The organism is Mucilaginibacter sp. P4_A11, assembly GCF_056402535.1.
This window is the reverse complement of record NZ_JBFUHE010000027.1, coordinates 17,631-31,382: the sequence shown is the minus strand read 5'-3', so window position 1 is coordinate 31,382 and position 13,752 is coordinate 17,631. Positions and strand designations below refer to the sequence as shown.

Here is a 13,752-nt window from a genome sequence, read left to right as displayed (position 1 = left end):
TGAATAGTCTGTTTTTACAAAGCTTATTATGATCTAAAAATAATAAAAATGGATCATATATGAGTCGTTGCGAATAATTTATATGCCGCAATTTCGTTTTCGTGAAGAACAAGCGGAACGTTTTGGCAAATCAAATCTTTAGCGAACAGCTCAGGGCTGTTCGTGAACAAAGAGATTTGACGCAGGACGGGCTGGCAAGTATCTCAAATGTAAATCGTTCCCAAATCGTGAAATACGAACGCGGTGTTGGAAATCCCACTTTGGATAGTCTCGTTGAACTTGCAACAGCGCTCGATGTTAACTTAGACGATCTAATGCCAATCTCGAAATATAAAAAGGAGCGAAAGGCAAGCTGACTTTCATTTCCAATTTTTTCATTTTGGCTTATTTCGTAGTGATGCGTAACTGGGCGATGAAGTTATCAGATCTTTCAGTAGATAAGGGGTCACAAATTGTGACCCCTTATCTACTTTCGGATTTCAGTTCATTCAACTATTTAATTTGAAGCCTATTGGTTCTCTCGGCTCATTCTTTTGCTTTATCAGTTGTTTCAAGGCCTGAAAAATAGCCTGGATGTCATCATCATGCTGGATAACCAGTTTTTCTATCTGTTCAAATTTCAACAGCAGGTCTTTCTGCGTTATCAGCATTTCCCTCAACTTGACGAAAACCTCTATGATTTTGATACTCATTGCAATTGCCATTTGACTTTTAATAACATTGGCAAGCATCAGAATGCCATGTTCGCTGAACACGTAAGGTCTTGTACCGCCCAGGTATTGCCGGGATGGTATCACATTTTGTGATACCATGATATCAACTTCCTCTTCCGTTAGTTGAAACATAAAATGCCCGGGAAATCTTTCCTCGTTTCGTTTGACCTGTTGTCGCAGGCGTTTGGGAATCGTACCGTACATTTCCGCAAGATCGCGGTCGATCATTACTTTGACTCCTCTTATCAAGTATATTTTTTCGGCAATTCCAGCATCACTCATATGTTCGTTTTTCATGTAATCTGATTCGATTCTAAGAATTTATTATTCGAAGCATAACAGTTCCGAAGATTAAACTGTCGTTTTAATCTTATGCTTCAATAGAAGCATATCCTTGCTTAGCTTCATATTCAGCACCTTTGCATACTCCTGCGTGGTTTTGATGTTGGCGTGTCCCAGCATGGCGGAAACGCTTTCCATCGGCACATCGTTGGCCAGCGTGACCGTAGTCGCGAAGGTATGACGTGCTATGTGAAAAGTCAGCGCGGTTTTTTTAATACCGCACAATTCTGCGATCTCTTTCAGATACTCATTTACCTTTTGGTTAGAAGGTACCGGAAAGATCAATCCCGTATTGGAACATCTTGGGTGATGCTCATATTTTCGCATCAGTTCAATCGCCATCGGAAGTAACGGCACCCTGGTGGGAATATCGGTTTTTTGACGGTTTGTCATGATCCAGATCTCACCATCATATCGGTCGGTAAGATCGCGCCGGTGCAGTTTTTTAATATCGGCATATGCCAGGCCGGTATAACAGCTGAACAAAAAGATATCACGTATCTGTTCAAGCCTGGTTGACGAGAATTCTTTGAGCTCAATCGCAGTCAGGTCCTTTTGCTCAAGACAGGCCCTGTGAACGCGCTTGACCTTGCCTTTATATTTTACAAAAGGATTTCGGTCTATCCAACCGTTATCCAGGCTGATCTGGATGATCTTTTTAAAGTTCCTGATATACTTGACAGCAGAATTGTTACCGCAGTTCCTTTCCGATCGCAGCCAGAAATCATAATCTGTGATGAATTGATGATCGACCTTGCGCAGGCTTATATCGGTTAAATCATAACGCCATTTCAAAAAACGCTGGGTATGACTCAGCGATATTTTATACCGGCTTAAAGTACCCTTGGTCGCTTCTTTGCCTACCAGCTTCTCGAACCGCCTGTTGTGTTCTTCAAATACTTCAATCAGCATTTTGGGGCTTTCTTCCTTACCCATAAAACGGTTTTTCAGGCTTTCAGCCGTAATACTTTCCTGGGCTTTGATCATTGCACTATGTGCTTCGTCAACTTGTGCCCTCAGGGTGTCAAGATAGTTGTTGAAAGTTTTAACATTTTCTTTAGTCCCCTTCATCCGGCCGGCGGAGGGGATCCATTGCGATGGTTCGCACTCGCGGCCCGTTGTCAGCTCTGACCGCTTGCCGTTCACGGTGATGCGCATGTACACAGGCACGGGACCTGTTTGATAGTTTCTTGCTCTCTTCAAATAAAAGAGCACACTGAAAATTGTCTTCATAATGACTCACTAAATGGTTAAACAAATATCGGTTTGCGGCCATTCTCTGACAAGATGTTCAATTTTTGAACGGGTTGTCAATCAGTGTTTTAACCTGTTTCTGGTGAGTCAATCAAATGATTGATTTGACTCACCGAATTACTCACCAGATATATGTCAAATGGTGAATAAAATGGCTTGTCGGTTAAAAATTAAAAACCTGATTTCGTGCGAGATACAGGATTTTAGTCATTTTTGGTATGAAAATCAGCGGAGAGGGAGGGATTCGAACCCTCGATACCCTTTTGGAGTATACACACTTTCCAGGCGTGCTCTTTCGACCACTCAGACACCTCTCCGTGTAAATGTGGAGTGCAAAGGTAAAATATTTGACCTTACTATCAACAAAAAAGCGAAGCCTGTTTCAACAGGCCCCGCTTTCACAAAAACTTAACTCTACTTATAAAAATTGCACTCACGTAAGTATGACGGTAATTGTAGCCTTTGGTTTAATTTAAGTAAAAAATATTGGGCTATAATGCAGATACATAATTTTAGCTTATGTTTGCTCCGCACTGTCACATGGCGGTGGTTAACATAAAATACTGTTTTGGTTGCAATGCTGAGCATCAACGACATTAAAAAACCTATTGCTGCTGATATTGATGCGTTTGAGGAGAAATTCAGAACTTCGATGAAAAGTTCTGTTCCGCTGCTTGACCGTATCACACATTATATTGTTAAGCGTAAAGGCAAGCAGATCCGCCCTATGTTCGTGTTCTTTTCGGCCAGCATCTGCGGGGGCATCAATGAGGCAACGCACCGCGGGGCCGCATTGGTTGAGCTGTTGCATACAGCATCGCTTGTGCATGACGATGTGGTTGATAACTCCTATCAGCGGCGTGGATTTTTCTCTATCAACGCTTTATGGAAAAACAAGATAGCCGTTTTGGTGGGTGATTACCTGCTTTCAAAAGGCTTGCTGCTTTCTATCAACAACAACGACTTCCAGTTGTTGCGCATAGTATCTGACGCGGTTAAGCAAATGAGCGAGGGCGAACTGATGCAGATTGAAAAGGTGCGCCGCATGGATATTGGCGAACCTGTTTATTACGATGTGATCAGGCAGAAAACCGCTTCGCTTATTGCATCATGCTGTGCCTGCGGGGCAGCATCGGCAGGGGCCAGTGACGAGGTGGTTGAAAAAATGCGTCTCTTTGGCGAAAAGATCGGCATCGCGTTCCAGATTAAGGATGATATGTTTGATTTTGGTACCGATGATGTGGGTAAACCGCTGGGTATCGATATCAAAGAGAAAAAAGTTACCCTGCCACTTATTTACGCGCTGGCTAATTGCAGCAGTTCAGAAAAAAAGCGGGTGATCAACCTGGTGAAAAACCATAATGAAGATCCGAAAAAAATTGCCGAGATCATTCGTTTTGTACAGGAAACCGGTGGTTTGCAGTATGCCGAAACCCAGATGAAAAAGTACCAGGATGAAGCTTTTGAGATCCTGAGCACTTTCCCCGACAGCGATTCGCACCGCGGCTTAGAACAGCTGGTGAGGTTTACTACCGAGCGGAACAAATAATTCGATTTTATTGTTGCACGTAAATCACTGGCTTTTTAAAGATAGGCTCCTTATCTTTATCATAACCGGTTTTTACAATTATGACAGCTACAATCCCTACACTGTTTGAATGGGCGGGCGGCACACCTGCTTTTGAAAAGCTTTTCAATCAATTTTATGATAAGGTTTTGGCCGATGAACTGCTGGAACCTGTATTTAAACATATGTCGCCCGAACACCGGATGCATGTGGCTCATTTTGTGAGCGAAGTTTTTGGAGGTCCCAAAACTTACAGCGAAACTGAAGGTAGTCATTATGCCATGATCAATAAACATTTGCAAAAGCATTTAACCGAGGCACACCGCAAGCGCTGGATTGAACTGTTGCTGCAAACTGCCGATGAGCTTTCACTGCCAGATGACCCTGAATTTCGTTCGGCGTTTATGGCTTACCTGGAGTGGGGCACGCGAATAGCTGTATTGAACTCCCAAACAGATAATACAACAGAGAACCCTGATGCCCCTATGCCGCAATGGGGATGGGGCGTACCGGGAGGGCCATATATCCCTTAAAATAATAGCACAGGAATGTAAAATGACCACTGGATTAGGCGGGTTGATCATATTTACCACCCTCCCGGCGTTTATGTTCGGGTAAACTTATTAACTTCGTAAATGCAGTCCATACAATCTCTTTTTCCCAGAATAGGTTTCTTCTCTATCCTTGATGTATTGCTGGTGGCATTGATCATTTATCAGTTGTATAACCTCATCAGGGGAACCATTGCAGCTAATATCTTTATAGGTTTCGCGGTGATCTTTGCCCTCAACTTTGTGGTGAAAGCTTTGGATATGAAGCTGCTCACTATTATACTGGGTAAGTTTGTTGATGTGGGGATCATTGCTATTATCGTGGTTTTTCAGCAGGAGGTAAGACGATTTTTATTGCTGGTAGGTAAAAATGCCTCATTGCAACGTAATAAGGCATGGTGGCAATATTTCTTCGGAAAATCAGAAGTGGAAAAAAATAACTATGCCCGTATCAAGCCTATAATAGATGCCTGCAAAAGCCTGAAGCAAACCCGCACCGGGGCGCTTATTGTTTTCGCTAAATATTATGATGAGCAGTTTTACCAAAACAGCTGCGAGGTTGTGGAAGCTAAAATATCCAAACGTTTGCTCGAAAGTATCTTTCAAAAAACCAGTCCGCTGCATGATGGGGCGGTCGTTATCTCTGAGAATAAGATTAAATCGGCCAGCTGTATTTTACCGCTTACCGAAAAAACAGATCTGCCGGCACAGTTTGGTTTACGCCATAGGGCAGGCATCGGTGTAACGGAGGCTAACGAAGCCACGGCCATCATCGTATCCGAAGAAACCGGTGAGATATCATACGCCAAACAAGGCCGGGTCAAAATGAATATCAGTTTTGCGGAGCTGGAAAAAGTTTTGAATAAGGATTTTTAAAGGAGCAAATAAGAGGGGCGTCATGGTGAGCTCGTCGAACCATGGTGGAAGGGGCTCTACGCGTGAGTCTTCGACAAGCTCAGACTGACAATGCGAGAGCCGGGTTTACTTGAGCTCAACGCCAAAAGGATTGTTATATTAGTAAACCGATAATTAGCGTTAATAACTAATGCCACTGCAAGTTCCTATCGATAAAATAATAGAAACCTCCCGGGTTCTATTTTCCATAGCAGGGCGTTACCTTGTATTTGCCGGCGCATTTTACCTGTTTTTTTATGTATGGCGAAAAAGGGCTTACTGGCAGGCAAAAATTCAGCAGCGTTATCCCGAAAATAAGCACATCATTCGCGAAATTGTTTATTCGTTCATCACCATACTGATATTTGGTGCGGTGATCATGCTGGTGATCTATGCCAGTAAAAAGGGAGTGACCAGAATTTATCCAAACATTAGCGACAAAGGGTATGCTTATTACTTTTTGAGCATAGGCCTGATGATCTTGATGCACGATACCTACTTTTACTGGACCCATCGTGCCATGCACTGGAAGCCTTTGTTTAAGCTGGTGCACAAAACACATCATTTATCAACCAACCCAACGCCATTCGCTGCTTATGCCTTTCACCCGCTGGAGGCTGTGGTGGAGATAGGCATTGTGCCGCTTATCGCTTTTACCATTCCTTATCATGGTACGGCACTAACTATATTTTCGTTGTATTCGCTGCTGCTAAACGTTACGGGGCATTTAGGCTATGAGCTTTTCCCGAAAGGGTTTGCCAGTCATAAATTGTTTAAATGGCATAATACTTCAACCCATCATAACATGCACCATCGACTGGTAAAATGTAATTATGGCTTATATTTTAACATCTGGGACCGGCTAATGGGCACAAATCATCCCGACTATGAAAAAAGTTTTGAGGAGGTGGTTGAGAAAAGATTGAGAGCAAATAGAGCGGTTGATAGTAATGATTTAGTGGCTGATTTGTATACAACCAACGATGTATGAAACCAGTACTGTCTTATTGTTTTAGGATTTGGTTTAGCACTATGTTAATTGCTCCAGTTATTATATTCATAGCACAGTTACCCTCAGGTGTCGGGGTTAATTTTCTTTCTGAACCGTTATGGTCAATGTTGCAACTAACATCATATATGTTTTACATGATATTTTTCGGATTGCTACTATCTGTGCCGGGCTTCCTATTGTTTTATTTAATAACAAGCTTGCTCAGTAAGCTGATCTTAAACAGAAACTTAGTGAAGTTAACATTATCTGTGATTAGTATAACACTTTTTATAATTGTATTTTTCTTAATGTTCCATTCACTATCGTTTTTAAACAAAAGGAGCTTTATTGCTTATTTCTCATATCCTCTGCTTAATTTGTTAGGAATATGGTTTTATAAATTGAATGCGGACAAAAGCACTATCGCGGGGTAATCTTATCTTTTTTAATTCCGACAGTATCCGGATTAACAGCATCTATCCTTTTAATCAGCATATGATATTTCATTCCGGGTTCGTCTGTTTTAACAACTGGCATATTATCGCGTGGATAAGTTTTAACTACCGGCATCCGGCTGTAAACGGTTATATTATCTACAAGCTCGAGGGTATTTAGCAATGTACCGTTATTGTTTGAAAGCCCGTTTTGCGGGAGTAAAGGAATTAATTTCGATAGGTTGGTATCGCCCTTTAATGGCTTCAGGTTAAAAAGTTTATCGACAGAATTATTGTTATCCGGGACTTTATTAAGTGTTTGCGCTTTAAGCTGACCAGCGCAGGCTATCAGCATAACAAAAAATAAAGTTTTTTTCATGGCGATAATATTTTACACCAATATACTTATCCTTTAATAATATATAAATGTTAAATAATGTTATTTATTGTTAAATGCTTTTGAATTGTACCTAAATACCCAAGCGGTAAAACGATAGATTTTGTTACTTTTGTTGAAAATTTAAAACCGATGAGCGAACTCATTAAAAAACAAGTAAACGATGCAAAGGCCAATATGGATAGGGCCATTGAGCATGCGGACAGCGAACTGAATAAAATACGTGCAGGCAAAGCAAGTCCATCATTATTAGATGATGTTAAGGTTGATTACTATGGTACACCTACGCCGCTTAGCCAGATCGGTAGTGTAAATACTCCTGATGCCCGTACTATCGTTGTTCAGCCATGGGAAAAATCATTACTGGGCGCAATTGAAAAAGCCATCAAGGAAGCAAATTTAGGACTTAACCCACAAAACGACGGTATCATTATCCGTATCAATGTACCGCCGCTTACCGAAGAGCGTCGCCGCGACCTGGTTAAAAAAGCCAAGGGCGAAGCCGAAAACGGTAAAATTGCTATCCGCAACATCCGTAAAGATGCCAACGAGAAGATCAAAAAATTAAAATCAGAAGGTGTTTCTGAAGATGAAATAAAAGTAGGCGAAGCGGAAGTTCAAAAACTTACCGACGCTAACATTGCTAAAGTTGATCAGCTTTCAGAAGCTAAAGAAAAAGATATCATGACGGTTTAATATTAACCTTATGTCAAATTAAAAGGGAATGAGCTACTTAGCCATTCCCTTTTTTTATGTTTGCTGTTGAAACATGAATGTATTAATTTCTTACTTAAAAAAACACCGCTGGATCGTAGTATTTGCACTTTTCCTGGCGGCAATGAATATAGGCTTCTCGTTGTTAGACCCATGGATAACCGGTCGTATCGTTGACCGTGTTATTGAACAGCGCGGTACCCTTCATTACGACGAATATCTTAACAAAGTACTGATGCTGGTTGGCGCGGCCATTGGCGTTGCCATGGTATCACGCATAGCGAAAAACTTTCAGGATTATTTTACTAATATCATCACCCAAAAAGTTGGGGCTGAAATGTATGCTGATGGGTTGAAACACTCACTTGAGCTGCCTTACCAGGTATTTGAAGACCAGCGGAGCGGCGAAACCCTGGGTATATTGCAAAAAGTACGTTTGGATTGCGAAAAATTCATCACTTCGTTTATCAGTATCCTTTTCGTTTCGCTCATCGGGATGGTGTTCGTTATTGTATATTCGGTAAGTGTCAGCTACCAGGTTACACTGGTTTATTTTGCTGCTATCCCTATCATCACTTTTGTGAGTATGGCTATGAGCCGGAAAATAAAAACCATCCAGAAAAAGATTGTATCTGAAACAACCGCACTTGCAGGTTCAACTACCGAATCATTAAGGAACATTGAGCTGGTAAAAAGTTTGGGGTTGGCAAAACAGGAAATTGAAAGGTTAAACAATACAACTTATAAAATTCTTGATCTGGAATTGAAGAAGGTAAAATATGTGCGCAGCATGAGCTTTGTACAGGGCACCACCGTTAACCTGGTAAGGAGTGTAATGGTTGTTGTTTTACTGATGCTCATCTTTAAAGGGACCATCTCCCCCGGCCAATATTTCAGCTTTTTATTCTACTCATTCTTTTTATTTAACCCTTTGCAGGAGTTAGGTAACGTGATCCTTTCGTGGCGCGAGGCTGAAGTTTCTCTTGGTAACTTCAACCGGATATTGAGCATCCCAATTGATAAAAAGCCCGAAAAACCGGTATTGCTTGAAAAGGTGAATACCTTGACTTTTAATGATGTTAGCTTTAAACACCTGACAGCAAACCGTAACGCGCTTAATCACATTAGCTTTGAAACCAATTCGGGCGAGACGATAGCGTTTGTTGGACCTTCGGGTTCAGGTAAAACTACATTGGTAAAATTACTGGTGGGCTTATATCAACCCTTGCAGGGCGATATTTTATATAATGGCATATTAAGTAAAGAAATTGATCTCGATCAGCTGCGAGAAAAAATTGGTTTTGTAACCCAGGATACACAATTGTTTTCGGGTACAATTCGCGAAAACCTGCAGTTTGTACGCCCAGGTGCTACTGATGAGGAATGTATGGATGTACTGCAGCGTGCAGCCTGTCAAACCCTGCTGGCCCGTGCCGACAAAGGTTTAAGCACAGTAATTGGCGAAGGCGGTGTAAAAGTATCAGGCGGAGAGAAGCAGCGCCTTTCCATAGCCCGTGCTTTATTACGCAGGCCGGATATACTGGTATTTGACGAAGCTACTTCATCGCTTGATTCTATTACAGAAGAGGAAATCACCGAAACCATTCGTAACGTATCCGAAAAGGAAAACCATATTACCATATTGATCGCCCACCGGTTATCAACAATCATGCATGCCGACAGTATTTACGTACTGGAAAAAGGCCGCATTATTGAAGGTGGCAAACACGCTGATCTGATTGCTCAAAAAGGTTTATACTATGCTATGTGGAGGCAACAAATAGGAGAGAAGGACACGGCAGATGCGCTGGATTAAGATTTACTCTAAGTCAAAGAGAAAGGCGATGCTAATAGCATCGCCTTTTTTATTCACCATCGTCATTGCGAGGTACGAAGCAATCCCAAACTATACAGGGCGGATATGCCTCCGTACGATTGCTTCGTACCTCGCAATGATGGGGTTGTAAGTTATTGATTACTAATGCTATTTTTACCACACGACATCGCGATTTTTTCGAGGAATTCCCTGATGGTTACTCGCAATGACCGGGTGGGAAGCAATTATATCTCCGGCGGTACAAGCGTTATCGTAGTAGTTGTTATCTTAGTATTTGCCATATGTGCAAACAGACTTACAGCATTTTTTATGGCGGCCTCATGCTCCGTATCGGGTAAAGCGTTGAGCACTTTTAAAAATTGTTTCCACTTTAAGCCAAGCTGGTCGCCATAAACCTGGTAATAATGGTAATTCAAATTGTAAGGCAATAACTGCTCGTTAGTTTTCAGTCGTTTTGCTATTACATTACCGCCGAGTGTTGCACCTTCCAGCACATACATTGCGCCGAGAATTGAGGCATCACTGCTTAGGTCAATAAAACCGGGAGTAGTTTTTGGCGAAATCCCCACCGCCGAATTGATCTCTTCAAAGTCACGTAGCAGTGCCGGGAGTTTTATCCGACTTTCGATATCCAGTTTTTGGCGTAGCTCAGCATTCAGGCCGGAAAATAAAAAATCTTCTACAGCGAAGTGGGTAACATAATTAACGTGTAATATGGTTTGATACTGCTCAAACGTAAGTGAGCCACCCATGATCTGCTCTACAAACATTTTTTGTTCAAGCTGATCATGTAAATGAGCAGTAGCTTGTTTTATTTTTTCGTGAAGCATAAGGTGTACGTGGTGTTATGCGGCTAAGATACCGTCAATGCACTTATAAAGTTCATCAAGTGCAAAGGGTTTTGCCAGGTAAGATGTAGCGTTAAGCTTTTTAGCAAGCTGTACAATGTTTTCGTGGCCTGAAAATAATACAAATGGTATAGTTCTGTGGTCATTAACCTCGTGGATCTCTTTGATGATCTCCTGGGCCTGCCGCTGACCAATATAGTTATCGAGCAGGATCAAATCGGGGCCGAAGTTCTCAATTTGTGCTACAACCTGGTAGCCGTCGCGCTTTACTTCAACCTCATATTTATCGCAAAGGGCAATCTCCATAATATCGGCTATATCCGCATCATCCTCGATGACTAATATTTTTTTCAACGTTTTAATTGACATTCAGATTTTTAGTGAACCAAAAATTATAAAGTGATTCAACGCAGCTTACCAGGTTTAAATAACCCGCAGGCTTGGTTAAATAGGCATTAGCGCCAAATTCAAGCGATGCTTTAACATCTTTCGGATTATCCGACGTTGAAAAGAATACCACAGGCACATATTTCAAAAAGGGAATTTCACGGATGCGTTTTACAAGGTCAAGGCCCGAAAGCCCCGGTAAGTTAAGATCAAGCAGGATGAGCTTTGGTTTTACCCGGGCTTCAGTAAGCTGCTTTAATTGCTCAAGCGCATCTTTGCCATTATCAATGATCTTTACGGTAAGTCCGTCTTTCACTTCCTGAACGGCATGTTGCATTATGAATGCAAAATCCTCGTCATCTTCAACATAAAATATATCGGGCGAACTCACAATTAACTAATTTTAAAAGATATATAAAAAACTGTGCCAAATCCTAACTTGCTCTCAAACCAAATACGAGCCTTGTGTTTTTCAACAATACGCTTTACTATGGCAAGGCCAACGCCGGTACCTTCAAATTCAAGTGCGTTATCCATACGTTTAAATAATTCAAACACACGGTTATAATAATTAACATCAATACCAACACCGTTGTCAGACACCGAATAAACAACCTCGTTGGTTCTGACCACACCTTCAACCTTTACTTTTGAGCGTGCGGCCTTTGACGAGTATTTCACAGCATTATTGATCAGGTTGGTGAAAACCTGGGTTATCATTACACTGTCACCCTCAATTGAGGGTGTTTCGCCAATGGTAAATTCAATATTTTCGGGATTAAGGGCCGATAATACTTCCCTTTTTATCTCGTTCAATAATAGCCCCATATTAATTGATGCCATCTCAATCTCGGCCCGGCCCACGCGCGAATAATGCAGGATCTCCTTAATGAGCATATGCATTTTATCTGTACCTTTGATGATCCTGTCGAGCATCTTTTTAGCACTGTCATCCAGGCTTTTATTACTTGCCAACAGCAGCTCCGAATAGTTTTTTATGGACGAAAGCGGAGTGCGCAGGTCGTGCGATATGGTATAGCTGAAAGTATCCAGTTCGTCATAAGCCAGTTGCAGGCGTTCGTTCAGGATCCTGATCTCGTTGGCTTTACGGTTGATGGCGTAAATAATATCCTCACGTACTCTTAAAACCGCGGTGATCTCGTCATGCTTCCACTTTTCGGATGTGTTTTTAACAATCTGTGTCCAGCTTTCAAATGATTTACGGGGCGATAACTGCAACAGGCCATCAGCTGTTTCTTCAACCGGTTTTTCGGGGTTGCCGGCCCATGTAATAGATTGTACCTGCTCCGGTTTGAACCAAATGATCATTTCGCCAAGTTCCCGCGATAGGCTGCAGGCCAAAATGCCGCTGGCAACATCAGCATATTGTTGTGCCGCCGGAAATATCCCGGGGAAACGATGGGTACTGTAAACAGTATCCACCATGTTTACTTTAAGCCATTCAACAATATCGGCAATTTGCTCGTTGGTAGGTGTTAGGCCGATAGTGGTTATTTCACCATCATATATTAACGCCACGCCTGTGGCTGTAGTAACATCCTTCAGCGTTACTTTATTGCGGGTTAATGCAAAAGTAAAGTCGGTATCTTTTTTAATATAATCAGCAATGGTATTTGCGGCTTCGCCCAGTTCATGAAGCTTGGCCGAATCCTCTTCGTCCTGGCGGTACTCTAACGCTGAGGATAGGATCTGTCCGATCAGTTTAGAGGCATCGCGTGATTTATAGTCGATAAACCTTGGCGAATAATTATGGCAAGCGATAAGTCCCCAAAGCTCTCCATGAGCAATGAGCGAAATACTAAAGCTCGAACCGACGCCCATATTTTTTAAATACTGGATGTGAATAGGTGAAACTGCCCGTAATACCGAATGCGTAAGATCGAGCGGTGCAGCATCTTCCTCATAGGTAATAATAGCCGAACTTTCAGAGTTTACATCGGCTATAATACGGGTAAGGTTGATCTTGTAAAGTTCGCGTGCCTGTTTCGGGATATCGGATGCCGGATAATGTAAACCTAAAAACGGTTCAAGATCATCATTCTTTACTTCGGCAGTTACCTCGCCGTGCCCATCCTCATTAAATTTATAAATCATCACCCTATCATAGTTGATGATCTTCTTTATCTCGAAGGCTGCGTTTTGCAGCAGGATATTTAAGTTTTTACCGCTTAAGATTTCGGCTACTGAACGACCTATGGTTTTTTGAATATCATAACCCAGGTCTGATTCGACTGGCTCAAACTCCAGCACCAGGTCATTTACCGAGTGACTGATAATGAGGTTATAATTAACACCCTTTACATCAATAGCCAGCGGATTGATGGTATCTGAGCTTTTTAAGCCTTTGGCAAGATTTAACAGCTGTTGAAATGACGCAGTGTCACTTGCTATGGCTAACTGCTCTTCGAGTTCAGTAATGTTTTTACCTAAAAGCCCTGCTGCATTAACACCCGTATAGCTTTCAATATTTTGACTGATATAGGAAATATTGTATGATTTGCTGTTTACAGCGATCAAAAAACCGTGCGATTGGATCTTTCCGGGAATATGGATGGGTTCTCTGTCGCAATTGGTCAGGTCTACCTGGTAACTCATAGTGTGTTTTATAGGATGAATGACCGTGTAAAATACAAAAAATACACTTCTATGAAATATATTTTTTAAATAGGCAAGTTGTAAGGGAAGATAAGGAGGATTAAAAAAACGTCATTCAGCTTATGGTCGGTGTTTTCACCGCACCATATGATTTACTGGTCGACTGTTCAATCTGGTGAATGCGAATATCGGAAGTTTACGGCCAGG

14 protein-coding genes and 1 tRNA gene are annotated in these 13,752 nt (G+C 41.8%); 7 read left to right on the top strand and 8 right to left on the bottom strand.

Translation table 11 applies throughout. The annotated features are described in order from the left end of the window. The first annotated feature begins 101 nt into the window (after positions 1-101). Positions 102-356: a helix-turn-helix domain-containing protein gene (locus AC1DUD_RS30350; protein WP_477381577.1), complete on the top strand. Its 255-nt coding sequence runs from the start codon at positions 102-104 to the stop codon at positions 354-356. A 132-nt stretch (positions 357-488) separates the two neighbouring features. Here the strand turns inward: AC1DUD_RS30350 and AC1DUD_RS30345 are convergent, their stop codons facing one another. From AC1DUD_RS30345 to AC1DUD_RS30335, 3 genes are all read right to left on the bottom strand, one after another. Continuing rightward, the gene (locus AC1DUD_RS30345) at positions 489-1,010 is read right to left on the bottom strand and encodes an ORF6N domain-containing protein (protein ID WP_477381575.1); all 522 of its coding nucleotides are present in this window, start codon (positions 1,008-1,010) and stop codon (positions 489-491) included. A gap of 54 nt (positions 1,011-1,064) precedes the next feature. Continuing rightward, the gene (locus AC1DUD_RS30340) at positions 1,065-2,288 is read right to left on the bottom strand and encodes a site-specific integrase (RefSeq protein WP_477381573.1); all 1,224 of its coding nucleotides are present in this window, start codon (positions 2,286-2,288) and stop codon (positions 1,065-1,067) included. A 250-nt stretch (positions 2,289-2,538) separates the two neighbouring features. Beyond that, a tRNA-Ser gene (locus AC1DUD_RS30335) sits at positions 2,539-2,626 on the bottom strand. A gap of 260 nt (positions 2,627-2,886) precedes the next feature. Here AC1DUD_RS30335 and AC1DUD_RS30330 point away from each other — a divergent pair. The 4 genes from AC1DUD_RS30330 (at position 2,887) to AC1DUD_RS30315 (ending at position 6,312) form a co-directional block, all read left to right on the top strand. Beyond that, positions 2,887-3,858 (top strand): polyprenyl synthetase family protein, encoded by a 972-nt coding sequence (locus AC1DUD_RS30330; RefSeq protein WP_477381571.1) that lies wholly within the window; start codon positions 2,887-2,889, stop codon positions 3,856-3,858. An 80-nt stretch (positions 3,859-3,938) separates the two neighbouring features. Further along, complete coding sequence (locus tag AC1DUD_RS30325) at positions 3,939-4,409, top strand: group II truncated hemoglobin (RefSeq protein WP_477381569.1); 471 nt, start codon at positions 3,939-3,941, stop codon at positions 4,407-4,409. 102 nt (positions 4,410-4,511) lie between these two features. Further along, positions 4,512-5,303: a diadenylate cyclase CdaA gene (cdaA, locus tag AC1DUD_RS30320; protein WP_477381567.1), complete on the top strand. Its 792-nt coding sequence runs from the start codon at positions 4,512-4,514 to the stop codon at positions 5,301-5,303. Positions 5,304-5,472: 169 nt separating this feature from the next. Then, entirely contained in the window at positions 5,473-6,312 is an 840-nt protein-coding gene (locus AC1DUD_RS30315) for a sterol desaturase family protein (RefSeq protein ID WP_477381565.1), read from the top strand. 420 nt (positions 6,313-6,732) lie between these two features. On the opposite strand, the gene AC1DUD_RS30310 is transcribed toward AC1DUD_RS30315, so the two are convergent. Beyond that, positions 6,733-7,125 (bottom strand): hypothetical protein, encoded by a 393-nt coding sequence (locus AC1DUD_RS30310; RefSeq protein ID WP_477381563.1) that lies wholly within the window; start codon positions 7,123-7,125, stop codon positions 6,733-6,735. Between the two features lie 150 nt (positions 7,126-7,275). On the opposite strand from AC1DUD_RS30310, the gene frr reads away from it, so the two are divergent. Then, a complete protein-coding gene (frr, locus tag AC1DUD_RS30305; RefSeq protein WP_330858169.1) occupies positions 7,276-7,839 on the top strand; it encodes a ribosome recycling factor in 564 nt (187 codons plus the stop codon). Positions 7,840-7,912: 73 nt separating this feature from the next. Next, positions 7,913-9,673, top strand: a complete 1,761-nt coding sequence (locus tag AC1DUD_RS30300; protein ID WP_477381560.1) for an ABC transporter ATP-binding protein — start codon at positions 7,913-7,915, stop codon at positions 9,671-9,673. Positions 9,674-9,918: 245 nt separating this feature from the next. On the opposite strand, the gene AC1DUD_RS30295 is transcribed toward AC1DUD_RS30300, so the two are convergent. From AC1DUD_RS30295 to AC1DUD_RS30280, 4 genes are read right to left on the bottom strand one after another with little or no spacing between them, the layout of a single operon-like run. Then, positions 9,919-10,524, bottom strand: coding sequence for a biliverdin-producing heme oxygenase (locus AC1DUD_RS30295; RefSeq protein WP_477381558.1), 606 nt, complete (start codon positions 10,522-10,524; stop codon positions 9,919-9,921). Between the two features lie 15 nt (positions 10,525-10,539). Continuing rightward, positions 10,540-10,896 carry a response regulator gene (locus AC1DUD_RS30290; protein WP_477381556.1) on the bottom strand — a complete coding sequence of 119 codons (357 nt, stop codon included), beginning with the start codon at positions 10,894-10,896 and terminating at the stop codon, positions 10,540-10,542. Positions 10,897-10,900: 4 nt separating this feature from the next. Further along, positions 10,901-11,320, bottom strand: a complete 420-nt coding sequence (locus tag AC1DUD_RS30285; RefSeq protein WP_477381554.1) for a response regulator — start codon at positions 11,318-11,320, stop codon at positions 10,901-10,903. 2 nt (positions 11,321-11,322) lie between these two features. Further along, positions 11,323-13,545 (bottom strand): ATP-binding protein, encoded by a 2,223-nt coding sequence (locus tag AC1DUD_RS30280; protein WP_477381552.1) that lies wholly within the window; start codon positions 13,543-13,545, stop codon positions 11,323-11,325. Positions 13,546-13,752: the final 207 nt, after the last annotated feature.

Excerpts from the sequence above, each read along its gene's own strand:
- AC1DUD_RS30345 (WP_477381575.1), bottom strand. The coding sequence starts at position 1,010 with ATGAAAAACGAACATATGAGTGATGCTGGAATTGCCGAAAAAATATAC.
- AC1DUD_RS30340 (WP_477381573.1), bottom strand. The coding sequence starts at position 2,288 with ATGAAGACAATTTTCAGTGTGCTCTTTTATTTGAAGAGAGCAAGAAAC.
- AC1DUD_RS30330 (WP_477381571.1), top strand. The coding sequence starts at position 2,887 with ATGCTGAGCATCAACGACATTAAAAAACCTATTGCTGCTGATATTGAT.
- AC1DUD_RS30325 (WP_477381569.1), top strand. The coding sequence starts at position 3,939 with ATGACAGCTACAATCCCTACACTGTTTGAATGGGCGGGCGGCACACCT.
- cdaA (WP_477381567.1), top strand. The coding sequence starts at position 4,512 with ATGCAGTCCATACAATCTCTTTTTCCCAGAATAGGTTTCTTCTCTATC.
- AC1DUD_RS30315 (WP_477381565.1), top strand. The coding sequence starts at position 5,473 with ATGCCACTGCAAGTTCCTATCGATAAAATAATAGAAACCTCCCGGGTT.
- AC1DUD_RS30310 (WP_477381563.1), bottom strand. The coding sequence starts at position 7,125 with ATGAAAAAAACTTTATTTTTTGTTATGCTGATAGCCTGCGCTGGTCAG.
- frr (WP_330858169.1), top strand. The coding sequence starts at position 7,276 with ATGAGCGAACTCATTAAAAAACAAGTAAACGATGCAAAGGCCAATATG.
- AC1DUD_RS30300 (WP_477381560.1), top strand. The coding sequence starts at position 7,913 with ATGAATGTATTAATTTCTTACTTAAAAAAACACCGCTGGATCGTAGTA.
- AC1DUD_RS30295 (WP_477381558.1), bottom strand. The coding sequence starts at position 10,524 with ATGCTTCACGAAAAAATAAAACAAGCTACTGCTCATTTACATGATCAG.
- AC1DUD_RS30280 (WP_477381552.1), bottom strand. The coding sequence starts at position 13,545 with ATGAGTTACCAGGTAGACCTGACCAATTGCGACAGAGAACCCATCCAT.